Below are 24,774 nucleotides of genomic sequence, written 5' to 3' on the forward strand. Positions count from 1 at the left end.
TATTGACGATTTAGTTTGGTCGGTTACGATCGGAAAATTGATTTTGTTGGGGAATAACCATCGGGCAATCCATTTCAGGATGCTGGACGAGCCATACATGTAAATTGAAAACCCGATGAATTATTGAAGGCGTTATGACTTCCTGAGGAGTGCCGATGGCTTCTATTTGTCCTGCCCGGAGCATGAGAATTTGGTCGGCATATTGCGAGGCCAGATTGAGATCGTGTAAAATGACGATGGCGCAAAAGCCTTTTTGCGTCAGTTCACGGGCTACTTCCAGCATTTGATGCTGATGGAGTAAGTCAAGACCAGTCGTTGGTTCATCCAAGAATAGAATTCCTTCAGAAGCATCCCAGATTTGAGCCAGTACGCGAGCGAGTTGCACACGCTGTTGCTCACCGCCCGATAGCGTCGTGAAAATGCGGGAAGCAAATTCCCACATCCCCACTTTTTTCAGCGCCATTTCGGCAATAGCGTAATCATTTTCTGATGGGTGAAAATCGAAATGCGGATAGCGACCCATCAGTACTAACTCACTCACTAAAAAAGGGAAAACGACGGCGTTTTGCTGCGGTAGAACAGCGCGAAATAAAGCCAACTCTTTTTCAGAATATGTGTTGATGTCTTTTCCCCGAAGTTTGATTTCGCCACCGGCTGGTTTCAATTCGTGGGTACACAGTTTGAGCAGGGTTGATTTTCCTGCTCCATTCGCGCCTACAATCGCCAGTAATTCGCCCGGTTTAGCGCGAAACGAAACGCCATCGAGTAATTTTCGATTTCGAATCTGGTACGATATGTTTCTGACTTCCAGCATTTTCTAAATGACTTACAAACGCGCTTGGCGACGATCTCGAAATAAAATCCACAAAAAGACAGGCGTTCCAACGAGAGCGGTCAGAATACCAATTGGAAGTTCGGCGGGGGCTACGAGTGTCCGGGCTAGGGAATCGGCTAGGGTTAGGACAATTGCTCCGCCTAAAGCCGATCCAGTCAGTACCCGTCGATGATCGGAACCGGCACCCATCCGAATCAGATGCGGAATGACCAGGCCAATGAATCCGATAATACCGGCTACCGCAACCGACGTACCAACTGCCATTGTCGAAAAAATAATAACCTGCCGCTTGATACTTTTCAAATTGACACCCAGCATACTGGCCTGACTTTCGCCTAGGGCTAACAAATTCAGTGATTTAGCTAATCTTGGAATACAGATCAGTGCAATGGTCATGAATGGTAGAATCGCTAATACGGCCGTCCAACTAGCTCCGCCAAGGCTGCCTAAGCTCCAGAACGTAATGTTGCGAAGTTGCTCGTCTGTTGCCATATAGGTCATAATTCCCGTTAGCGCACCCGATAAGGCATTGATCGCAATCCCTGTTAAGAGCATGGTCGTAATCACATCTTTACCCGCCATTCGGGCAATGCGATATACTAGAAAAGCTGTTGCACAGGCACCCGCAAACGCTACGGCTGATAGAGCGTACATGCCCAAAGCGCCCGTAAATGTCTGGAAGAAGTTTACTTCCAGCACAATCATCATCACGGCAGCCAGCGACGCTCCCGACGAAATACCAATCAGGCCCGGATCGGCGAGCGGATTTCGAAAAAAACCTTGAATAGCGGCTCCCGAAATAGCCAGTCCTGCGCCAATAAGTACTGCCAGACAAACCCGCGGTAATCGAATCGCTATTAGAATGGCTTCTTTCGTACTATCGACGTCAACAACGTACCCAAGTGACTTTGCGGTAATTAATCCAATCTCATAAGGTGACACCTGTACCGCGCCGATACCAACCGACAAAACAATAGTTGCTACTAACCCAATGACTAATGCAGGCATTAACCAAGGATTTTGGATTGTTTTCAGCGTCGGTTTCAGCACACGCGTCGTAGATGGCGGATTAATTGTCGCGGCAGTCGTATCCATTTATTTACGCTTTAGGTTTCTGAGCGATTTTCTGGGTTAATTCCTGTAGGGCTTTACCTAAACGGGGAGAGAAGCCGCTTAACAGATGCCCATCCATTGTGATGATATGACCGTTTTTACCCGCATTCGTCTGGGCAATACCCTGTACTTTGGCTAATCCTTCAGCACCACCCAGACTTTCAAGACCTGTGTCAAATAGGAGAATTACATCCGGATTAGCAGTAACTAGCGCTTCAGCAGTTAGTGGCTTATAGTTCTCAAAACTAGATGCAGCATTCGTCACGCCAGCTAGTTCAATCATTTTGTCAACCTGCGTACCGCGACCTGATACCATCATCGTACCTGTACCGCGAGCATAAATGAATAGGACTTTGGGATTATTAGTCGCTCTCTTTACTTGGGCAAGATCAGCATCTAATTTTTTGAGCAGTGGTTTAGCCTTTGAAGGAACCTGACAAGTATTGGCAATATCCTGAATAAGCTTTTTCGTACCCGCTACGCTGTATTCCTGCTGAAAGGAAATAACCTTAATGCCTGCCGATTCAATTTGCTCAATCACTTCAGGTTTCGTACCGGCGTTTTGCGAAGTCAATACCAAAGTGGGTTTCAGTGAAATAACACCTTCAGCCGAAATATTCCGGTTATGGCCAACTTTAGGTAATTTCTGGAGCGATTCAGGATATGTACTGGTCACATCCACACCGATCAGGTGCGGCTGCAATCCTAAATCACATAAGATTTCGCTCACTGTGCCGTCGAGCGAAACAATTCGGATTGGCTCATCTTTGGGTAAATTTGCTGCTGAAGCCGATTGACTACTAATTAGTAGCCCTAGCATCAGGAAGCCCAGCCAGACTATAAAAGCAGATAGTTTTTTCATGATCATTCAAGAGACTGTCTAAAAATTTGTTAGTGGCATTTTTTGTCATTCCGACGCAGGAGGAATGACAAAATCTCCTCGATTCGTCTTTTCATTGAAGTTTAGACAGTCTCTAAGAAGCTTTTTTCACCAGTTTATAGTCAAATTTCGGCTTACCACGTTCACCACCATCCTGTGTGGTAAAGCTGATAAACTTAAGCTTGTACACGTTGCCAGCCGCATCTTTCACGACATAGAATCGGTCGGTTTTGACGCCGACAGTTCCGGTAGTAGCCCGCCAGTTTGAGCCAATTACGGTCTTGTCATTTTTGAATGTTGTTGTCGCGATGTTACTCTCGGTATAAGAATCGTAAGCGACTGTGCTTGTGAGTACTTCCGCAGCCGTTACACCGCCCAGAACGTTGACGTAAACCTGATCCGAGAAATAGTAGGGAATGTCGTTCGTACCGTCGCTGGTTTTATAGATTGCACCCGTCCAGAGAATATCCCAACGATCTTTTGCTGGCTCTACGTCAACTAAAGCACCTGAATCGAACGAAACGAATTTGAAATTATAGGCAGCATCTTTAGTGATCGACACCGTTTTGAAGGTCGTTTCTTTGATACCAGCATATTGCAGCGTGTAACCTGTGGTTCCGTTACGAAGGATTCTCACTTTAATCCAACCTTTCGCAGGGGTCAAACCACCTATACCTCGGTTAATAATATATACTTTGTTGTCGGCGTCAGTGGCTGAAATACTCGCAATGACGGTTTTAGTGAGATCGCCCGATACGTCGTCAACCCATTTTAAACCAGCTGGGTCGAAATTGCTTACGTTGAGCGATAGTCCAACTGTATCGGCAGCTGTAACCTGTGTTAGATCATTCTTAGCTAGAGCAATAGCCGCTGCACCTGTCATGTTATTTAAAATCACTCGGAAGTCACTACCTGAGTAGAAGCCTAAATCCCAGGCCGCGCGTTTTACGGATGTAGCCGCATTGTTACTCAAATCAGCAAAAACGGCATTGATCGCACTCGAGCCACCCGTACCACCGTCAAGGATTAAGGTCGTTCCTGTAGAAATGATCGACGTGAATTTGACTTTTAATTGCTTCGTTGCGCCAACTAGTACTGGGCTAGTAGCTGAGGCAATAGCAAAATCAATGGTTTCAGTACCGCTCAGGAAAATATTGTCGGCTTTCGTCAATTTGAACGATCCTTCGCTACTTCCGGCGGGTACGGTTAATGAGAGTGTATTCGCCGTAGCAGCTGGTGTTGTGGTGAATTGTGTTTCGTACGCAATGCCGGTAGGCGTTATCTGAACCGTGACAGGTGTGGCCGCATCTACTGCCCGCGATAATTTTAGCTTGATCGTTGACTCTTTGGTGGCTGCATCTAAGCCTTGCTCGGCGCTTTCAAACTGAACCAGATTGTCGGGCAACGGCGGGTCGCTCTCCTTACAGGCGTTTAAGGCACTAACGACTATAGTGAACAAGAAAAGAATAACTCGTTTCATATTATTTTACTGTTTTGGGGAGACTGAGAATTGTAATTGGTTGTATAAATCAGAGGGTTAAGGGTCGAAGGGAGCCAGGGACTAGTTTTTATACCATTGAAAACTAAGCCCCAGAAAGTAGGACCGACCGTAGCTTACCGGAGATGGACCGCTTGAACTATGCGCACCTCCTGTATCAGGCGATGTGTTGGCCAGCCGGGTAATGTTGAGTATATTTTTGACGCCCGTCGTAAGGGTTAGGTATTTCGCGAAGCTTTTGGTGATGGTGAAGTCGGCCCAGTGGAAGGGAGCGATTTCGGTGAGGGTAGCCGATACCTTTCCGTCCGAATCGACAGTGGCCAGATAAGTGGGTTTCTTGCCAGAGTATTTGTAGAAAAGACTAATTTTTGTATCAATCTTTTTAAGATTATAAGTCAGGTTTGTATTGACTTCCGGCGACCAAATGAACGAGGGTAATTTTCCTTCTCTATATTTCGTGGTATCGGTTTCGGTCAGCAGGTTGTTGTAACGACCGATGTAGGAGAAGCCGACGGTTGCTTGTAATGCTTTCCAGGTATACACATTTTCGAACGTAAGCCCCGTCGTTTTGAATTTGTCGATGTTGATCGTCATCTGCACTCGGGGATCGCTGGGATCGGTTCCGAAGCTGATTAGATTATTGAAGTTGTTGTAAAAGAATCCAAGTGTTGATTTAAACCGATGATTTGCCTGCCAGGCCAGCGACCCGTTGAAGCTATTCGAGGTTTCGGCCTTTAGGTTTGGATTTCCCTTAAGTGAGTGACTGGCATCGAAGAAGTTAAAATACAATTCGCGCAAGGCAGGTGAGCGGAAACCTCTGGCGTAAGCGAGTCGTAGATCGAGGGTTTGGGTAAGCGCGAATTTGGCGTTAAGGGAAAGAATAGCGGGCGGAGCGTCGTATACCGAATTTTTGATGAAGCGTAAACCGGGACGAAGGCTAATGCGCGAGGTTGGGTTAAGGGTAGAGGAAATGAAGAAAGCGTAGTCGTTAATCCTTGGCGAACCTAAAATCCGATCGCCAGAAGCTGCATCCAGATTAATATCAATACCCGGCTGAAGCGAAACGGCCGACGAAATTTTGTATGAAGCCGTTGCGCGGTAGGTTTGGCTGGCAAACTTGGCGATATCCTGCTCGCCTTGCCCTAATGATAATGTGCGTCGATCGGTAATTAAATCAACAATGGTCGTTTGGGTTCGGCGCTGATAATCGGTGTAAGAAGCCTGTCCATTGATCTGAAGACGATCACTTAATTTCCAGTCACCTTGAAACTGATGGACGTATCGGTACGTAATGTATCGCTGATCGCGAGCTTGATTTGTGTTGACATTTTCGGCGCCTTGGCTTAGCAAATCTTCTTTGAGCGCATCCAACCGATAATATACATTGACGTTTTCGGTGCGATAGCCAATTTTACCGTGTCCAAATAGCTGATCTTTCGGAAGCCAGTCTTTTACGCGCCCTACCGATTGACCTTGCCAACCGCCAAACGTATTATTGGTTACGCTAGCTGACATATTCCAGCCTTTCTTCTGCCAGGTTAGCCCCACATTTTGAATGTGAACCCCGTATTTGGTCAATGGATTGTATTCCGTATTCGCGGTTTCTTCCTGAATTCGCGCACTAACGCCGAGTCGTTCGTGACCTGGCTTTTTGGTAATGATATTGACAACACCAGCCAAAGCATCTGAGCCATAAGAAACCGACATTGGTCCTTCGACAATTTCGATCCGTTCGACACTATTGATGTCAATCTGATTCAGGCTTTCCCGAGTGTCACCTCGATCAACCATCGGCAAGCCGTCTAGTAGAATTTTTACGTTCCGGCCCGACATACCCATCAATTGTACGTCGGTGGTACCTAACGTAAGGTCACTAGAAAAGCGAAAGCCTAATTCATTGTTCAGCACGCCCATTACGTTCACGGCAGCCCGTAAACGAATCCGTTCACTATCGATAACCCGGACGTTATAAACCGATTTTTTAATCGATTGCGGTTCATATTGTCCCGTTACGACAACTTCATTTAATTGATTAGTGGCGGCTGATAAGCGCGTTGAAAAGTCTGTGATTTTATCGCGTTGAATGCTAACGGATTGACGAACAGATTCATAACCGATCATCGAAACTTGTAATTCGTGCTCACCAGGAGCGAGATTCGTTAGTATGAAATGACCATTTTTATCAGCAGTGGTACCATTTCGTGTACCTCTTACCTGGACCGTCGCAAAGGAAGCAGGAGCGCCATCTGTTAATAAAACGGTGCCCTCAACACCACTCTCCGTTATTGGCTGAGCCCATATCGACGATATGCATACGAGTAGGAATAAACACAGTTGATATAAAAAAGAGGTATATGTATTTCCCATGGTAGTGTCAAGCTCTTTACCAATCAGATTGAAGAGTTGATATCTAGATACTTTAAGCGTTAGATGGCTGAGTAAGTCAGAGGATCTAAATGCTTATTTGTTTATTATTATGTAGACTGATTAAAAATAATGCGTAAAGGTAAATGGATTCTATTGACGATAGCAAGTATTATTTAGAATTTGTCTTAATTATATCTTGATATTGGTGATTAATTAACCTTGATGGATTCTTGCTGACAAAAAAATAGTCCCGATTAACGGGACTAGTAAGGAATAAGTGTATGTAATTGATAAACGGCTTATTAAGCTTTTAAGCTGATCTTTTTACCTGTTTCGGCTGCTTGGTAAATGGCTTGCAATAATCGAACGTCCCGCAAACCTTCTTCGCCTGTTACGTGGCTTGGGAGTTGCTTGCCATCGAGCAAGTCTTTACAAACACCATCCATATGGGCGGCCTGGTGATTTACAACAGGCATTTCAATAGGCCCTTTGCTGGTCCGGCCTTTAAGTGGACCATACCCAAAAGCGGGTGATAATTCAAACCATCCTTTCTCGCAGGAAGCATATAGCCTCTCAACTCCTGATATATAACTGGTTGTTGAATTTGATACGGCTCCGCCTGGAAATTCAAACTGCCAGAACATGGTTTCCTCGACCTCCTTAAATTTCTGCGGATCGGTTTTAGGGGCAAACTGGGCTGTTACAGAAGTAGGTTCTTCACCCGTAACATAACGTGCTCCCTGTACCGCATAAATACCCACATCCATAAGCGGGCCACCACCGGCCATACTTTTCTTCAATCGCCATTGATTCGGATCGCCACTCCGGAAACCGTCGCTACTTTCGATAAATTTCACGGCTCCAAACACTTTCTCCTGACCTAACCGCATCACTTCTTTGGTAAATGGTTCATAGTGAAGGCGGTAGCCAATAGCTAGTTGTTTATTGGCCTTTTTACAGGCATCGATCATATTCTGACAGGCTTTCGGCGTAATCGCCATCGGTTTTTCACAGATCACATGTTTACCTGCCTGTGCTGCCCGAACGACGTATTCTTCATGCATCGAATTAGGGAGTACTACGTAAACGACATCAATGTCTTTATTATCAGCAATCCGGTCGAAGGTTTTGTAATCGTACACATTCGCTTTTGAAATGTTGTATTTCTTCATCCATTCCTCCGCTTTGGATGGTGTGCCTGTTACGATACCGGCTAAACGGCAGTTTTGCGTTTGTTGTAATGCTGGAGCCAATAAGTTTGCACTGTAATAGCCGAGACCGACTAAAGCAATACCTAGTTTACGGCCAGGCTGACTTAAATCTTTGTAGTTATTGTCCGTCAGCAACGAATAAAGTCCATTGGATTCATTTTTGACAAATTGATTATCCGCATATCCCGCTAGAGGAAGCGAGAAAGCCGATGCGCCTACACCCAGATTACGTAGAAAATCTCGTCGGGAATTGGATTGCTGGTTTTTCATGAATAGCCGGTTGGTTAGCTCAGTGGATTACGGAGCTATAAAAAAAGTACCGAAGCTGGATTTTCTACCAACTTCGGTACTTAGTTGTTTACTGTTCAAAAATTGGGCTATACTAAACCAATCTGGATTTCAGTTATGCAATTGTCCTGATTCTCAAAATCAATGACAATATATACCTCACGAACATTGCTATTACCCTGATACCCATCCCGATAGAATTGAGCAAATAAAAGACTATATAGTTCCTTAAAATCACTCCAAGGACCAGCATGTGTATAGGTTGCGCAACGAAAAGAGGGGAACGTTTTGTACGAAAACTCGTTGGAGGGCTCACCTGTCTGAGTAATTGGTAAGGCAATTTCCAATTGAAATTCATGATTTTCATCACCACTAGCGCCTGTATATACCCAATAGATGGGGCCTGATACGTTGATTTTAAGTCGATTAGCTTCCTCATAAAGATCTTCAGCTATGTTGCGTACATATTGTGAGAGCGTACGTAATGTAGTGCGTGTCGTAAACGAAAGTGCTGTGAACGGTTCGGTTTCCTTAATTGATAAAGCTTTTTCAGGAATCGCCAGTTGCGTTGTCATGGTTTGTTGGGGATTGGTGAATGAACGCAACAAAGGTCGTGCGAGGTAGTGACAGCCGTATGTCAGTAGTTAATTTTGAATGGTCAATTAGAGATGAAGTTTACCGGCAATTCGGATAGAAACAGGTGAGCCATCGGCATAAAAGACCGATTGAGGAGGTTCTGACAGGAACGGAAGAAATTCACGACCGTACAAATCGGCTATGTCTGTATCCAGAAAAGCATCGCGAACGTCTGCGATTTGCCAGGAAATATGCTCAACCTGATATTCGTGAGTCGATTGTTCGCTTAGTTTGTTATAGCCCCAGTAATGCTCGAAAATAAAGGCTTCCGGACCATAGGGAGGCATAGTGCGTAAGGTCTTGCTCACCGTTGCACCAAGCGAATTCCAGCGACCTTTATGCTTCCACTCGTATCGAATAGCCATTTCTTCATGACCCACTGGAACAATACTATGACGCATAGGCATTGATCTATAGCGTTCGTGGTACAACGTATTAGCGATCACAGCAATCATCGGTTTAGGAACAATTTCACTGATGAAAACAACACCGCGTTTCCATTGCTGACCATCGAAATGCCGAACGTAAAAACGAAGATTGACTTCGTCAAAATTGACGTGAAATGGCCATTTTACACCCAGCACACTTGTGTCTAAAAACTGAAACCCAACCATGCTCACCAATGCTTTTCCCTCCCACAAATCTAGTTCGGTCGTAGGAGGCAAGTGAGGAAGTAATATGGTTGGGTCTACTTCATAATTCAGCATGAGTAAGTTCCGCCATTGCGCCCTGAGAAACGTCTGTTTTTGCATGCTGCAAAATTGGATTGAACTGGCTTATAAACAAGTAGGCCAACCCCGAAACAGAGCTGGCCTACTTCTCATTAGCTGTTGATGCTTATTAAAAAATATACTTATTCTCCGCAATCATCGCGTCGGCGATCTGACGGCGGGCATTTTTAAGATTTATCGGATCAATTTTGGTGAAGCGTTTCAAACCCATCAGCATACCGCGCAATTCATCACCCTCGGCAAAGGACGTAATGGCGGCTCGACCGGCGTTAGCCACTTTTTCAACGGCTTCATGCAGATACACCAATGCCATTTGTTTTTGCAACGCAACGGCTTCTTCGCCTTTAATATTGATTAGTTTCTCAACTCGCAGTAAAACGGATTCTGCAGCATAGATTTCAATAGCCATATCGGCTACATTCATCAGGATTTCCTGTTCGTCGGAAAGGGTCATCATAAATTTCTGAACAGCAGCACCGGAAACCATTAAGGCTGCTTTCTTCAGGTTTTTCAGGACTTTCTTTTCGGCAATGAAAATGCCTTCTTCCTCATCTGAGTTGAAATCAGGAATCGACATAATCTCTTTAGCAACAGCCATTGCGGGTGTCATCAAATCGAGTTCGCCTTTCATCGCACGCTTTAAGAGCATATCGACGATCAGCATTCGGTTGATTTCGTTTGTGCCTTCGAAAATTCGATTGATCCGGGCATCGCGATAGGACCGATCCATTGGTGCATCGGCTGAATAACCCATGCCTCCGTAAACCTGAACGCCTTCATCAACGACATAATCCAGCACTTCCGACCCGTGCACTTTCATGATCGCGCATTCGATGGCAAACTGTTCCAGGGCTTTTAATTTAGCCTGGCCATCTTCCATGCCATTCGCTTTCAAATCCTCGATTAAGTCATCAATGTTTTGACCAGCCCGGTACGATGCCGTTTCAGAAACATATACTTTCAGGGCCATTTCAGCCAATTTATGCTTGATAGCGCCAAAATTAGAAATCGCCGTTTTGAATTGCTTGCGTTCATTGGCATAGCGAATTGCATCGTTGATAACCTCTTTCGAGCCACCAATAGCCGCAATGCCCAGCTTTATTCGGCCGATATTCAGAATATTCACAGCGATCTTAAAGCCATTGCCGCGTTCTGACAACAGATTTTCGACTGGAACTTTTACATCGTTGAAGAAAATCTGGCGTGTATCCGAGCCTTTGATGCCCATCTTATGCTCCGGCTCATTCATTGTGATGCCTTCATAGCTACGCTCAACGATAAAAGCTGATAAGTTTTTATCCGTTTGACCAGCTTCGTCGATTTTGGCAAAAACGATGTATACATCAGCGAAGCCACCGTTAGTGATCCACATCTTCTGGCCGTTCAGAACATAGTGTCTGCCATCTTCGGTCAGTACGGCTTTCGTTTTGCCAGAGTTAGCATCCGAGCCAGAATCGGGTTCTGTTAAGCAGTAGGCAGCTTTCCATTCACCCGTTGCCAGTTTAGGAAGGTATTTCGCCTTTTGATCTTCGTTTCCGTAGTAAACGATTGGTAAGGTTCCAATGCCGGTATGCGCCGATAACGCTACAGAGAATGAATGCCCAGCCCCCGTTGTTTCGGCGACCAGCATGGACGTATTGAAATTAGTCCCAAATCCGCCGTATTGTTCTGGAACAGAGGTTCCTAAAAGCCCTAACTCACCCGCTTTATCCATCAATGACGAAATCAATTCTGGCGACTTCGCATTGTCGATTTCATTCAGGCGCGGCCATATTTCACGTTCCAGAAATTCGCGACAGGTAGCCGCAATCATCTGCTGTTCTTCAGTAAATTCTTCGGGAATGAATACCTGTGATGCTTCGGTTTCTTTGATTAGGAATTCGCCACCTTTGATTGAGGCTTTAGGTTCGGTTGCAATCATTGTTCAGTAAGTTTGTTATGCTTGCATACTATTCTCTTACAAATAAAACCGTTCTAAAATTAGTATGCAAGCATACTAATAATTTTTTCGTTTAATAATTACTGTAGATCGGTATAAACGGAAATCCGCCGATGAACAACTTTATTTAGGTTGCTCATCGGCGGATTAAGTGTAAATAAAATTAATTCAGTCGTTCAAAAATACCCGCTACACCTTGGCCACCACCAACACAGGCGGAAACCATACCATATTTCTGATTACGCCGACGCATCTCATTCAGTAATTGAACCGATAAACGCGCTCCGGTTGAGCCAAGCGCATGTCCCAAAGCAATAGCACCACCATTAGGGTTAATCTTAGACCGATCAAGACCAAGCTCTTGAATGACTGCTAATGACTGTGCTGCAAAGGCTTCGTTCAATTCAATTTGATCAATATCATCCTGTTTCAGACCCGCCTTTTTGAGCGCAATTGGGATAGCCGCAACCGGACCAATGCCCATAATTTTCGGCTCAACACCAGCTGTCGCGTAGGATACCATGCGAGCAACAGGCTGCAAGTTCAATTCGTTAACTAACCGTTCAGACATGACAATTACGAACGCAGCACCATCTGATGTCTGTGATGAATTGCCAGCTGTAACTGATCCACCAGCAGCGAACACGGGTTTCAGTTTCGCCAATCCCTCGGCGCTTGTGTCTTTACGCGGGCCTTCGTCCTGAGCAACCGTCCATTCGCGAGTTTTCTTTTTATTACTCTCCGCATCGAAATAGGTTTCGCTTACCTTAATCGGTACGATTTCGTCTGCGAACTTCCCGTCTTTTTGAGCCGCCAGTGCCTTCATATGCGATTCAAACGCAAATTCATCCTGTGCGTCACGACTGATTTTAAATTGCTGGGCGACTTGCTCGGCAGTTAAGCCCATGCCGATGTAATAATCAGGGTGCGCTTTAGCGATTTCATAATTAAGCGCCGTTTTCCAGCCCATTACAGGTACCAGCGACATTGATTCCGTACCACCAGCAATGATACAGTCGGCCAAACCTGCATGAATTTTGGCTGAAGCAATCGCAATCGCTTCCAAACCAGATCCGCAATAACGGTTGATTGTCATGCCGGGCACGCTTTTCGGCAGTGAGAGTAGGGCAATATAGCGGGCAATTTGCATGCCCTGTTCAGCCTCAGGGACGGCGTTCCCAACGATTAGATCTTCAACCTGTGCTGGATCGAGAGTAGGAACCTGACTTAATAAATGCTTAATGACTTCAGCCGCCAAATCATCGGGGCGGGTGAAACGGAGACCTCCTCGTGGGGCCTTGCCCACGGCGGTTCGGTATCCGGCTACAATGTATGCATCCATAAAACCTGCGTTAATTACTTCTTAAAGGGTTTACTGTAATAACTCATTTCTCGGGCGAATAATTACAGTCTGAAGAATTATTATGCAAGCATACTATTTTTCTGGCAAACTACAATACTGTTATGGATTGAGCTGCCTTTTAAAAAAGCTTAGCGCTTCGAGGTAGACATTAATGTCATTTGGGTAATCGTGTTTACCGCCGATCACTTTTAAGAGTGTAACTTCGGGTTTACCTTTTTCTTTGTAAGTGTAACGCTCAATGGTTTTATGGTCATTTGGGTCCGTATCGGGTAATAATTCTTTTGCAGGAGAGTTTTTATACCCCGCTAAGTCTGCCCAATAATGAAACGTGCGATCAGTGGAACGAACTAAACCCAGACTAATTCCGCCAGTTATTACTTCACCACCTTCATAAGGATTCACCGTATCGATTGTCCCATTAACGATCATTACTGGAATCGCTATTCTTTTCTCGGCACAATCAATATTATTTGTATCTGGCAGATTAGCAATTAACGCTGTGATAGCACGCATTTTTTCAGGCATTGTAAGAGCGAGCTTATACGCCATATGCCCTCCACCTGATGTGCCGACCGCAAAAACCTTCTTTGTATCGATCTGATAGCGTTTTTCGAAATAGTTGATCATACCTTCAAAGAATGCATTTTCGTTGATGTTTTCCTTGTTGGCAAGTGTATTGGCTGTCTTGCGGCATTCGTTCCAATATTTCTTATAGCCGTCGGGATAAACGAGAAATAGATTTTCTTCGTCCTGTTTATCTTCCAGTTTACCAGCTCCTTTCTGAGAGCCTAAGCCATCTCCCCCTGATCCGTGTAGGACAAAAATTAGCATAGATTTCGGCTTGGGCGCTTTCACGAAATGAAACTTCCGATAATGACCTTCGATCAACAGAGAATCCGTTTGTACTGGCTTCTGCGCGAAAGCAATGCTTAGACTGAGGATTAAGAAGCAAAAAGTAAGTTTTAACATGCCTTTCGAGTTTACTGCATAAAGCAGCAATCTAAATAGTTCTTCTCATAGAATTCTAATCCATAAAAAAAGCCGCTCATTTGAGCGGCTAAAAATCATGTAAATTACTATAATCAAGAAAAATCCCGGTCAGAAATGACGATCACCCGCTTCCCGTTTCCCTAGCATTACAGCGCCAACCATCGCAACCAGAAACAAGACTGAAGCTAACTCAAACGGCAGGATGTAGTCGTTATAAAGCAGATTCCCTAAATTTTCAACTAAGCCCGTTTTAGCATTAAAGGGTGTCGAACTGCTAACAGTTGGTACCTGAGCGCTTTTAGCCCGGAAAATAGTAATCAGCATGACCATTAGAATTCCTCCGACGACTACCGCAGCCATTTTAGTCAGATTTGTTTTCGATTCTTCATCTTCTTTTCGAAGATTTAAGAACATGATCGTAAACAAAAACAAGACCATGATAGCGCCTGCATAAACAATAATATTTACAGCTGCCAAAAACTGAGCGTTTAGCAATATGTAATGTCCTGACAGGCAGAAGAAGGTAGCAATTAATGCCAAAACACTATAAATCGGATTCCTTGCGGTAACAACCCCAATCGCGCTAAATAGGGTAATTGCCGTAAGGATTAAAAACAAGTAACCGGTGGGGGTGAGATTTTTAAAGAAATTTAGTGCTTCAGTCATAGTTAGGTAATGTCAAGAGTAGTCAGAAACGGTCAGAATTTATGGCTAATTAAATCCTGATCATTTTTAACAGTATGCTAGGTAGCGGCACGAGTTAGACTTGGTTCAGTTGGCGTAGTTTTAACCTCAGAATTATTGGCACGAACATACCGATCGTCCATTTTCTCTACTAGTTTATCTTTACCGTAAACAACTTCGTCCCGCTCTTGAAATACAGGTACCATTCGATCGTGACGCAAATAAACGGCTTGTTTAGGGCAGGCTTCTTCACAAAGACCACAGAAGATGCAACGCAGCATATTGATCTCATACACTGCCGCATATTTTTCCTCCCGGTAGAGGCTTTCTTCGCCCTTCTTACGCTCAGCCGCAACCATCGAAATGGCTTCTGCCGGACACGCAACTGCGCATAACCCACAAGCTGTACAGCGTTCACGGCCTTGCTCGTCACGTTTTAATACATGATGACCTCGGTAAATAGGCCCCAGATAGCGTTTAACTTCTGGGTATTGGATGGTTGGCTTTTTCCGGAAAAAGTGGCTGATCGTGATGGCCAGTCCGCCAATAACGGCAGGCAGGTACATCTTTTCCGCCAGGGTCATTTCCTTGTTGCTGACCTGTTTAGAACGATTTGTCAGTTGCATTCTTTTCTATATTCAGTACTGACTTTGACGGTTTGCCAAAATCAGGTATGATTTAACTTAAACAGTTCGTTGCGGGATAACTTCCCGTTTAGGCGCCCGGCTAGTTGACATGACTGCTAGCACAATCATGACTACGGCAATTAGCCAGCTTGAATATTTAAAATTGTAAAGCAAGCCTGCACCAGTAATTACAACATTAAGTATTGAGAGCGGAATGAATGTTTTCCAGCCCAAATTCATCAGCTGATCATAACGGAAACGGGGAAGTGTCCACCGAACCCACATGAAAAAGAAGATAAAGAAGAAAATCTTACCGAAGAAAACGACTAAACTAATAGCCGTCGCTACGTTATGACCGGCCACTACACCCAGCGAGTTACTGAGCGCTTCGTTGACCACGCTCATGAATGGATAATGAAAACCACCAAAATAAAGCGCTGAAATAAAGGCAGAGGAAACGAACATATTGATGTATTCAGCAAACAGATAGAAGCCGAGTTTCATCGAACTATATTCGGTATGATAGCCGCCCACCAATTCAGTTTCGCATTCCGGTAAATCGAAAGGCGTACGATTACACTCCGCGAAGGCACAGGTCAGGAAAATGACGAACCCTAGCGGCTGGGTAAATACGTTCCATTGAAAAAATGTAGCTTGCTCGTTAATGATCGCTCGAAGCGAAAGTGAACCTGTCATCATTAAGATGGCAATCAGCGACAGGCCTAAGGCAATTTCATAACTAATATTTTGCGAAGCTGCCCGAATCGCGCCCAATAAGGAGAATTTATTATTCGACGCCCATCCGCCGACCATAATGCCGTAAACACCCAGCGATACAACACCGAAAATGTACAATACCCCAATGTTAATTTCGATGCCCTGAACAGGCACGTCGTAGTTAATATTGTTCCAGGCAAATTTGATGCTATCACTGAATGGGATAACAGCGCTTGACATTAGCGCTGTAAGCATGGCGAGGCAAGGACCAAGGATAAATAGCCATTTGCTAGCCTGCGACGGGATAAAATCTTCCTTAAAGAACATTTTACCAGCATCAGCAATAGGTTGTAGAAGTCCCCAGGGGCCTGCTCGGTTTGGGCCAATCCGGTCCTGTAGAAAAGCAGCTACTTTACGCTCAGCATAAGTCGAATAGGCTGCAATACCGAGTGTTACCGCAAAAATGACAAGAATAATAAGTCCTTTAGCGATTAATATGGTTAAGTCCATTATTTGAGTTATAAAGCTTTACTGTTGTAGGGTTGCAGAGTTGGGAGAACGTAGTGCTAAACTTATAACTAGCTCACTATACAACACTATAAATTTCTATGGTTCTGGCTCCAGAGCGGATGGAAGCACTTTAGCGAAACGCTCAGGCGCCAACTGTTGAATATCTAATTGCGAAGTATCCCGCTCGTCGTGAATTGGCTTATATTCAGCAGCCGCTAAGCGCTGACCAAAGCTCGGTTTGATAGTATCCTTACGGTATTTATTCGCTGAAATAACAGAACTACGCGATATTTTCGTTGGACCCTCAATTACCCAGTCAGACGTTTTCTTTTTATCAAATCGGCAGGTGTTGCAGATAAATTCCTGTACCTCTCCCCATTCGTTTTTACGAGCCGTCACCCGAATTACGTCATCACCCCGATACCAGAGTGTTACTTTACCCGAGCAAGTTGGACAATCCCGATGAGCATCAACGGGTTTCGTAAACCATACACGATTCTTGAAGCGATAAGTTTTATCCGTCAGCGCACCAACCGGACAAACATCAATGACATTACCTGAGAAATCATTATCGATTGCCTTCTCGATATACGTACTGATTTCCGATGCATCACCCCGGCCTAATACACCATGAACTCGTTTATTAGTGATTTGATCAGCAGTGTATACGCATCGGTAACATAGAATGCAGCGCGTCATATGCAGCTGCACATAAGGCCCAATGTCCTTTTTCTCAAACGTGCGACGCTCTTCTTCGTAACGCGTCGTCGCTTTTCCATGATCGAACGCAAAATTCTGAAGATCACACTCTCCAGCCTGATCACAAACGGGGCAATCGAGTGGGTGATTAAGCAATAAAAATTCGACAACGCCATTTCGCGCGTCAATTACTTGCGGACTGGTTTCGTTCTCGACAACCATCCCATCTTGTACAGCTGTCAGGCAGGAGGCCACTAATTTCGGCATAGGTCGAGGATCTTTAGCTGATCCAGCGGCCACCCGAACTAAACAGGCCCGGCATTTTCCACCACTACCTTTTAAAGGTTGATAGTAGCACATGGCCGGAGGAGCTACCTCAGGACCAATTTTGCGAGCAGCCTGTAAAATGGTCGTACCGGGTTCTACCTCTACCTCAATTCCGTCAATCGTGACTTTTAATAATTGCGGCTTTGCTTCTTCCATATATCGTGATGCGGTTGGAAAACCACAAGTCAAGTACTTCTAAAAGGCTTTTCAGCCACGTTATAATTAGACCAAGGCCATTTCACCCCTATAGACAGCTCCGGGTTGAGTAGCTTCAGAAGGATGATCAATATGCCATTGAAACTCATCACGGAAATGCCGGATAGCACTAGCGACAGGCCAGGCAGCCGCATCACCAAGTGGGCAAATGGTATTTCCTTCAATTTTTTTGGATACATCGACGAGCAAGTCAATGTCTTGCTGATGACCGTGACCGTATTCAATTCGATGTAATACCTTTTCCATCCAGCCTGTTCCTTCACGGCAAGGACTGCACTGGCCACATGACTCGTGATGGTAGAAACGGGCGAAATTCCATGTATTTCGTACAATACACGATGTTTCATCAAAGAGAATGAAGCCACCTGAACCGAGCATCGTACCCGTTGCAAAACCACCGTCGGATAGGGATTCATACGACATTAATCGCTTTTCCCCATTAGCTAATGTTAGCGCTAAATTGGCTGGCAGAATCGGAACTGATGACCCACCGGCTACGAGTGCTTTGAATTTATGACCAGGCCGGATGCCACCACACCACTCATCGGCATAGATGAAATCCTCAACTGATACACCTAGCTCAATTTCATAAACGCCCGGCTTATTGATATGACCTGATGCCGAAATTAACTTAGTGCCTGTACTGCGACCGATTCCAATTGCCGCATAAGCATCACCGCCGTTGTTAACAATCCACGCTGTAGTGGCTATAGATTCAACATTATTGACAACTGTTGGGCATTGATACAGTCCTTTTACAGCAGGAAATGGCGGTTTATTCCTTGGATTACCCCGTTTCCCTTCCAGCGATTCAAGTAGAGCGGTTTCTTCTCCGCAGATATAAGCACCCCCACCCGGTTGTACAACGAGTTCGAGATCATACCCACTGCCGAGGATATTTTTACCCAGAAACCCTTTAGCTGTCGCTTCCGCAATCGCCTTTTCGAGAATATGAATCACGTACATCAGCTCACCGCGAACGTAGATGAACGATTTATTGGCTCCCAGAGCAAACGATGAAATAATCATTCCCTCTATCAGAAGGTGGGGAATGTTTTTCATCAGGTAATGATCTTTAAATGTACCGGGCTCCGATTCATCTGCATTGCAGACTAAGTAACGAGGGACACCTTCTGGTTTAGCTAGAAAGCTCCATTTCATGCCCATTGGGAAGCCTGCTCCTCCTCGACCTCGAACACCCGCTTTTTTAACTTCCTCAACAATGGCGTCAGGCGTCATTGTTTTCAACGCTTTTTCAACAGCCGTGTAGCCACCTTGTTTCCGATAGACATCGAACGTTTCGATACCTGGAACATTAATGTGCTCGGTTAATATCTTGATTGCCATACCTTACTTATTTCGACAATTCATCAATGATTTCATCTACACGATCCTTAGTCAGATGCATGTAGTATTTCTCCCGAACCTGAAAAACGGGTCCCATTCCACAAGCTGCTAAACACTCTACTTCTTTCAGTGTAAACTGCCCGTCAACAGTTGTTTGTCCTGTTTCGATGCCTAATCGTTGTTTCAAGTGAGCATACACTTCTTCACCACCCATCAAACAGCAAGGGCCCGTTCGGCAATATTCAATGACGTGCTTTCCAACGGGATTGATGTGATACATTGTATAAAATGTAGCCACTTCATACACCTCAATCGGTTGAATATCGAGCATTCGAGCCACGTAATCCATACCTTCAGGACTGGTCCAACCTTCCTGCTCCTGCAATAAGTGTAGCAAAGGAAGCAATGCAGATTTCTGTCTTCCTTCAGGATAACGCGCTATAATTTCTTTAGCCTTTTCTAAACGCTCTGGCGTAAATTGTACAGCTGAATTATTTGTTTCTGTTGTCATAGGTCTTAGCAGAAATTATGCATCTAGCTCACCCGCAATTACGTTCATGCTACTCATAATCACAATGGCATCGGATAATGTCAACCCCTTACACATTTCTGGATAAGCCTGGTAGTAAATAAAACAGGGACGACGGAAGTGCAATCGGTAAGGGGCGCGACCGCCATCGCTGATGAGGTAGAAACCTAACTCGCCATTACCGCCTTCTACAGCATGATAAACTTCGCCAACGGGAGCGTCGATTTCACCCATCACAATCTTGAAGTGATAGATAAGCGCTTCCATATTTTTATAGACTTCCTGTTTTGGCGGCAGGTAATACTGCGGAGCGTCGGCATAATAAGGGCCTTCTGGCAGGTTATCCATTGCCTGCTGAATAATTCGCAGGCTTTGCCACATTTCCTCGTTCCGAACCATAAATCGGTCGTATGTATCCCCACTTTGACCGACTGGAATATCGAACTCAAAGTCCTGATAAGAGGAATAAGGATTCATAACCCGTACGTCGTAATCGACGCCCGCTGCCCGTAAGTTTGGACCAGTGAAACCGTAGCTAAGCGCTCGTTCTGCCGAAATACCACCAACGCCGATAACCCGATCCATGAAAATCCGGTTGCGGTTGAAGAGGTTTTCAAATTCGCGAAGCACTTTAGGGAAGCGTACCAGCAGTTCCTTAATCTTACGAATAGCAGTAGGGGAGAGGTCGCGTTCCATACCGCCAATACGACCCATATTGGTCGTCAGACGGGCTCCGCAAATTTCTTCGTAGATTTCGTAGATGTTTTCGCGTTCCTGATAGATGTACAGGAAACCCGTAAACGCACCGGTATCAACGCCTAGAATACCGTTGCAAATAAGATGGTCGGCCAGGCGGGCTAATTCCATCATAATCACGCGGATGTATTGCGCACGCTTGGGGACTTCAACGCCCAGTAATTTCTCGACCGTCATCCACCAACCCATATTATTAATAGGTGATGAACAATAATTCATCCGATCGGTAAGCGTCGTGATCTGGTAGAATGGACGTCGTTCGGCAATCTTTTCAAAGGCACGGTGGATGTAGCCGATGGTCTGTTCGCCCGAAACGATTTTCTCCCCATCCATTTGCAGCACGTTCTGGAAAATACCGTGTGTAGCAGGGTGAGTGGGACCGAGGTTAAGCGTTGTCAGTTCGTTGACGTACTGAACGGGGCCTTGTTCGGCTGGTAAGTTTTTATTAGCTATATCAAGTTCTTCAGAAACCATATTTCAATGATTGAATTGTCGAATGATTGAATTGTTGAATAACTCAATCATTCAACAATTCAATCATTCAATCTCTATCGTCCAAACAATGCATCAATTTTATCTTCCCGCGTACCATCTTCGAGTGGGTACTCTTTACGCATCGGGTAATAATCCATCTCTTCCATATTCAGAATCCGGCGTAAATCAGGATGGCCATCGAAAATAATACCAAACAGGTCGAATGTTTCGCGTTCCATCCAGTTGGCACCAGCAAAAAGCTTAACTAATGTCGGAATATGAACGTCGTCCGCCGTTAAGTACACCTTTATACGTATGCGGAAATTATTCGTCAGGCTATGAAGATGATACACAACACAGAATTCCTTTCCTTGCGAATCTGGGTAGTGTATGGCAGTAATATCGGTCAGGAAACCAACCTGTAAGGTTGAATGCTCTTTTAGGAAGGTAATAATTGGAATAATCTGTTCCCGGCTCGTTGAAAACGTGAGCAGGTTATACGGATCATCGAAGTCGGTAACGGCCTCGCCAAACTGGTTGATAACTATCTGCGCAACTTCTTCGTTGGTCAGCATTATGAATGAGCGAAAGAGTGAATGAGCGAACGAGTGCATACTATAACGTTATAGTATGCACTCGTTCGTGCTTATTGAATGCTATATGAATTCAGTAACTTCTGGTATTCTTCGGTATTTCGCCGACGTAATGATTCGTTCTTGGCTAATTCCTGAACTTGCATAACCCCTTCCAATATCTGCTCAGGACGAGGAGGACAACCGGGCACATACACATCGACAGGAATAATTCGATCAATACCCTGCAAAACGCTATACGTATCAAAAATGCCTCCACTAGATGCACAGGCACCAATAGCAATTACCCAGCGAGGTTCAGCCATTTGGAGATAAACCTGCTTCACAACAGGCCCCATCTTTTTCGCAATTGTTCCAGCTACCAGAAGCATATCGGCTTGGCGTGGTGAAAAGCTTGGTCGCTCAGAACCAAAGCGAGCCAGATCATAAGTCGATGCCATAGTCGACATAAACTCAATTCCGCAGCAGGAAGTAGCAAATGGCAATGGCCAGAGCGAATTTGCTCGGGCTAAACCAATTATTTTATCGAATGAAGTAGCTGAAAAACCTGGGCCATCATAGCTCGCAGGGGCTTCAGCCAGCTTAATATCAGTTGCCATAAAAACGTCGTAGTTACCTATTAGAACAACGAATAAATATGCTCAAAAATTCATTTGTTGTTCCCTATTCCCACTTCAAAACACCTTTGCGGATAATATAGTAGAATCCCGCTAGAAGCAGTCCCATAAACAGGACCATCTCGATAAATCCTGCCATCCCTAATCCCTTGAAATTTACAGCCCAGGGATATAAAAAGATGACTTCTACATCGAATAAAACGAATAGGATAGCGATCAGGAAATATTTGATAGAAATCGGTGTACGAGCATCGCCCTGCACAGGAATACCGCATTCAAACGGATCATCCTTTTTCTGGCTATTCCGTTTCGGGCCAATAGCATGTGTGACAATCATCGTTGTCACAATAAATCCTAGTGCTAATCCGAGTTGAATGAGTACCGGCAAATAATCGGCCGGAACATAGGTTGCATTCATAGACTTAGGTTGAGATGAACAGGCAAATGTAGCGATAAAACCAATTGGGTCACGATTTTAAGCGCATGTTAATCGCTGCCATTGTGTCAAATATACATCAAAGATACGATACTGGACCGGTTAAATCAATCGTGTTTGACGCACATAGATTTGCCAGAAAAATCAAAGCCTTCTCCCACAGGAAAAGGCTTTGATTAATAATAGGGTTACAAATACCTATCGATTGATAATAACACGTTTTGATACGTCAAATCCAGCAGAATGTACGCGGACTAAATAGACGCCCTGAGCTAGTCCAGTCAGATCAACAACTTGCCGCTGGTCAAGCAAAGTAACCTGACTGGAAAAGAGTTTCTGACCTGTAAGCGTAAACACATCAATATCGGCATCTTTAAGATCTTCCACCGTTTCGATTGCTACTACACCATCTGAGGATGGATTCGGATAGATTACCAATCCGCCATTCGATCGGTCGAATGTAAATGGTTTTGGTGTACTGTAAGTTGAATAGCAGGTAATATCAGTGGCACCCGTCAGTGAGAATGTTGTTTTCGTACGAGCCGAATAATTAGCTGAAACAACCACTTTAATTACTGCGCTATTTCTTGGTAGTAACTCTGACGAATTTCGTTGCCAATCATATAAATCGGGTTGGCCACCCGTTGGCGTAGGCAATACGGCCTGTAAGCTATAAGGTCCGATCTGTTCAATACTAGGTGTAGGCACTTTTTGCCTTACAGTCAGATTAATAGACGCTGATTGGGCTGATTTGCAGCCATATACACTAACGGCCTGTAGTGAATAAGTTCCTGCTTTCGCCAAATTGATTGTTTTGGCAATTGTCGTGGTTGTACTTTGACTCCATACGCCTGTGCTGTTGGCGGCTGTATTGGCGATCAACGCTAATGTTGAGTCAGCACAGATTTGTTGTTGATTAGCCGCTGTTTGCGTGGGCTGTTTTGCCAGCGAAATGGTTGGCGTTGGGGGTTGAATTGAACCTTGTATCTCGATTGCTGGCGACAAATAGGTATTGCCGTACGCGTCTTTCAGAGTGGCTCGGTAAGAACCCGATTGGTTAACTGTAATACTTTGTGTTGACTGTCCCGAACTCCAGGAATAGGATCTATATAAGTTGGGTAGGCTAAGTGTAAGGTTAGAGCCATTCGTTGCGCAGGCAACACTAAGGGTAGGCTGAAGAGATGGGGTTAGCGGCAATGAACTCGCAAAAAAGACAGCATTAAGGCTTTCGTACCAGGCCTGCCCTAAGTCATTCAACCCTTTGTCGCCCGGATTATTCGTTGGCCTATTGCCGAAGTGAACTTCATCGAAACGAGGAATCTGAATATTATCGGTAAATGGACCCGCAAATACGTTATTGGCATAAGTATTTATAACATCATTCTGTGCTTGAATAATATCCTGACTAACCGAATTCGTGTTGTAAGAGGATCTGGCCAATACCCAGGCCGGATATCGTTCGGTATCAGAGCGAGTCTTGTTAACTAAATACTGCATTGCACTAGCATATTCCTTGCGAGGGGTGTGTAATGGGGAATTATCATTTTCGCCCTGTTGCCACAAGACAGCTCTCAACCCCTGAAGTGAGGAATAATATCGCAGAGAAATTCTGAGATTCGCATAAGGCATTCCGGCAGGAAAATTTTCATTGGGAGTACCAATCGCAAATATGTTTTTAGCGACTTTCCCATCTGCGCTATCAGTCCAGTTTTGGATCACCGTTCCAGCCCAGGCTGTGTTAATGAACAGAACGGGAACGTTAAATTGCTTGACCAGCAAATCACCCAAGTAACCCCAGCACCAAGCGCTCTGGCCTCGTGGTCCGATTACTGACGTAGCCGTTAGCTGCTGGAAAGTAGGAGCCGGTGGATCAGCTAATGAGTTCGCTGTAGAATTATCGTAAACAACGCAGTTTACCCGATCATCTGTGGCACCAGTAGCACCGTATTGCTGAAAGCCTTGTGCATTTGATTGGCCGGTAATGATAAATACTTCGCCAATACCTACTTTACGAACCACATCGCTGCCAATGACTGAGCCACCCGCAAATGCCTGAACCTCGAGTCGATACCAACCACCCTTTCCTCGGATAGAGCCCTGGAAAATACCTCCCTGTGGATTTTTTTGAATGGTTACCCAGTTGGTATTTAATCCCTGACCGTCTACTTCAGCCTGTATACGAGCCTGCACACTATCGACCGGCTGATACAAACTTCCCGACAAATAGATTGTGCTGTTATTATCGTTTGTACGTTGAAAAACGGCCCTGGTCGATGGGTAGGTAATTTTTAGAACCTGGTTGGTACTCTGTGCCGATACCCACGTATTAATCGCGACCCAACCAAAAACTAATAGATGTACTAGAAAGTAACGATTACTCATTTTTTGTCTT

22 protein-coding genes are annotated in these 24,774 nt (G+C 44.8%); all 22 read right to left on the reverse strand.

The features are described 5' to 3' along the window. Positions 1–10 precede the first annotated feature (10 nt). On the reverse strand, positions 11–814 hold the full coding sequence (locus tag ACYVE4_RS06695) for a heme ABC transporter ATP-binding protein (RefSeq protein ID WP_460996207.1): 804 nt from the start codon (positions 812–814) through the stop codon (positions 11–13). A 12-nt stretch (positions 815–826) separates the two neighbouring features. Further along, a complete protein-coding gene (locus tag ACYVE4_RS06700; RefSeq protein WP_460996208.1) occupies positions 827–1,930 on the reverse strand; it encodes a FecCD family ABC transporter permease in 1,104 nt (367 codons plus the stop codon). A 4-nt stretch (positions 1,931–1,934) separates the two neighbouring features. Continuing rightward, positions 1,935–2,810, reverse strand: a complete 876-nt coding sequence (locus ACYVE4_RS06705) for a heme/hemin ABC transporter substrate-binding protein (RefSeq protein WP_460996209.1) — start codon at positions 2,808–2,810, stop codon at positions 1,935–1,937. 112 nt (positions 2,811–2,922) lie between these two features. Beyond that, on the reverse strand, positions 2,923–4,308 hold the full coding sequence (locus tag ACYVE4_RS06710; RefSeq protein WP_460996210.1) for an HmuY family protein: 1,386 nt from the start codon (positions 4,306–4,308) through the stop codon (positions 2,923–2,925). Between the two features lie 81 nt (positions 4,309–4,389). Next, positions 4,390–6,693, reverse strand: coding sequence for a TonB-dependent receptor (locus ACYVE4_RS06715; protein WP_460996211.1), 2,304 nt, complete (start codon positions 6,691–6,693; stop codon positions 4,390–4,392). Positions 6,694–6,995: 302 nt separating this feature from the next. Then, on the reverse strand, positions 6,996–8,174 hold the full coding sequence (locus tag ACYVE4_RS06720) for a Gfo/Idh/MocA family protein (protein ID WP_460996212.1): 1,179 nt from the start codon (positions 8,172–8,174) through the stop codon (positions 6,996–6,998). A gap of 107 nt (positions 8,175–8,281) precedes the next feature. Next, the gene (locus ACYVE4_RS06725) at positions 8,282–8,767 is read right to left on the reverse strand and encodes a GyrI-like domain-containing protein (RefSeq protein ID WP_460996213.1); all 486 of its coding nucleotides are present in this window, start codon (positions 8,765–8,767) and stop codon (positions 8,282–8,284) included. Positions 8,768–8,854: 87 nt separating this feature from the next. Then, on the reverse strand, positions 8,855–9,580 hold the full coding sequence (locus ACYVE4_RS06730; protein WP_460996214.1) for a YqjF family protein: 726 nt from the start codon (positions 9,578–9,580) through the stop codon (positions 8,855–8,857). A gap of 88 nt (positions 9,581–9,668) precedes the next feature. After that, the gene (locus tag ACYVE4_RS06735; protein WP_460996215.1) at positions 9,669–11,480 is read right to left on the reverse strand and encodes an acyl-CoA dehydrogenase family protein; all 1,812 of its coding nucleotides are present in this window, start codon (positions 11,478–11,480) and stop codon (positions 9,669–9,671) included. A gap of 181 nt (positions 11,481–11,661) precedes the next feature. Beyond that, positions 11,662–12,840, reverse strand: a complete 1,179-nt coding sequence (locus ACYVE4_RS06740; RefSeq protein WP_460996216.1) for an acetyl-CoA C-acyltransferase — start codon at positions 12,838–12,840, stop codon at positions 11,662–11,664. A 120-nt stretch (positions 12,841–12,960) separates the two neighbouring features. Further along, the gene (locus ACYVE4_RS06745; RefSeq protein ID WP_460996217.1) at positions 12,961–13,830 is read right to left on the reverse strand and encodes a CE1 family esterase; all 870 of its coding nucleotides are present in this window, start codon (positions 13,828–13,830) and stop codon (positions 12,961–12,963) included. A 129-nt stretch (positions 13,831–13,959) separates the two neighbouring features. Beyond that, on the reverse strand, positions 13,960–14,517 hold the full coding sequence (locus tag ACYVE4_RS06750) for an NADH-quinone oxidoreductase subunit J family protein (RefSeq protein WP_460996218.1): 558 nt from the start codon (positions 14,515–14,517) through the stop codon (positions 13,960–13,962). Positions 14,518–14,594: 77 nt separating this feature from the next. Further along, positions 14,595–15,161, reverse strand: a complete 567-nt coding sequence (locus ACYVE4_RS06755) for a NuoI/complex I 23 kDa subunit family protein (RefSeq protein WP_460996219.1) — start codon at positions 15,159–15,161, stop codon at positions 14,595–14,597. A 57-nt stretch (positions 15,162–15,218) separates the two neighbouring features. Further along, positions 15,219–16,388 (reverse strand): NADH-quinone oxidoreductase subunit NuoH, encoded by a 1,170-nt coding sequence (gene nuoH / locus ACYVE4_RS06760; protein ID WP_460996220.1) that lies wholly within the window; start codon positions 16,386–16,388, stop codon positions 15,219–15,221. 96 nt (positions 16,389–16,484) lie between these two features. After that, positions 16,485–17,570, reverse strand: coding sequence for an NADH-quinone oxidoreductase subunit G (locus ACYVE4_RS06765; protein WP_460996221.1), 1,086 nt, complete (start codon positions 17,568–17,570; stop codon positions 16,485–16,487). 66 nt (positions 17,571–17,636) lie between these two features. After that, on the reverse strand, positions 17,637–18,977 hold the full coding sequence (nuoF, locus tag ACYVE4_RS06770) for an NADH-quinone oxidoreductase subunit NuoF (protein ID WP_460996222.1): 1,341 nt from the start codon (positions 18,975–18,977) through the stop codon (positions 17,637–17,639). Positions 18,978–18,984: 7 nt separating this feature from the next. Next, a complete protein-coding gene (gene nuoE, locus ACYVE4_RS06775) occupies positions 18,985–19,488 on the reverse strand; it encodes an NADH-quinone oxidoreductase subunit NuoE (protein WP_460996223.1) in 504 nt (167 codons plus the stop codon). A 15-nt stretch (positions 19,489–19,503) separates the two neighbouring features. After that, complete coding sequence (gene nuoD, locus ACYVE4_RS06780) at positions 19,504–20,736, reverse strand: NADH dehydrogenase (quinone) subunit D (RefSeq protein ID WP_460996224.1); 1,233 nt, start codon at positions 20,734–20,736, stop codon at positions 19,504–19,506. A 74-nt stretch (positions 20,737–20,810) separates the two neighbouring features. Next, positions 20,811–21,311 (reverse strand): NADH-quinone oxidoreductase subunit C, encoded by a 501-nt coding sequence (locus ACYVE4_RS06785; protein ID WP_460996790.1) that lies wholly within the window; start codon positions 21,309–21,311, stop codon positions 20,811–20,813. A gap of 71 nt (positions 21,312–21,382) precedes the next feature. Beyond that, complete coding sequence (locus tag ACYVE4_RS06790) at positions 21,383–21,928, reverse strand: NADH-quinone oxidoreductase subunit B (protein ID WP_460996225.1); 546 nt, start codon at positions 21,926–21,928, stop codon at positions 21,383–21,385. Between the two features lie 64 nt (positions 21,929–21,992). Further along, positions 21,993–22,364: an NADH-quinone oxidoreductase subunit A gene (locus tag ACYVE4_RS06795; RefSeq protein ID WP_460996226.1), complete on the reverse strand. Its 372-nt coding sequence runs from the start codon at positions 22,362–22,364 to the stop codon at positions 21,993–21,995. A 216-nt stretch (positions 22,365–22,580) separates the two neighbouring features. Further along, positions 22,581–24,764 carry a T9SS type A sorting domain-containing protein gene (locus ACYVE4_RS06800; protein ID WP_460996227.1) on the reverse strand — a complete coding sequence of 728 codons (2,184 nt, stop codon included), beginning with the start codon at positions 24,762–24,764 and terminating at the stop codon, positions 22,581–22,583. Between the last annotated feature and the right edge of the window lie 10 nt (positions 24,765–24,774).

This window comes from Spirosoma harenae (assembly GCF_054776975.1).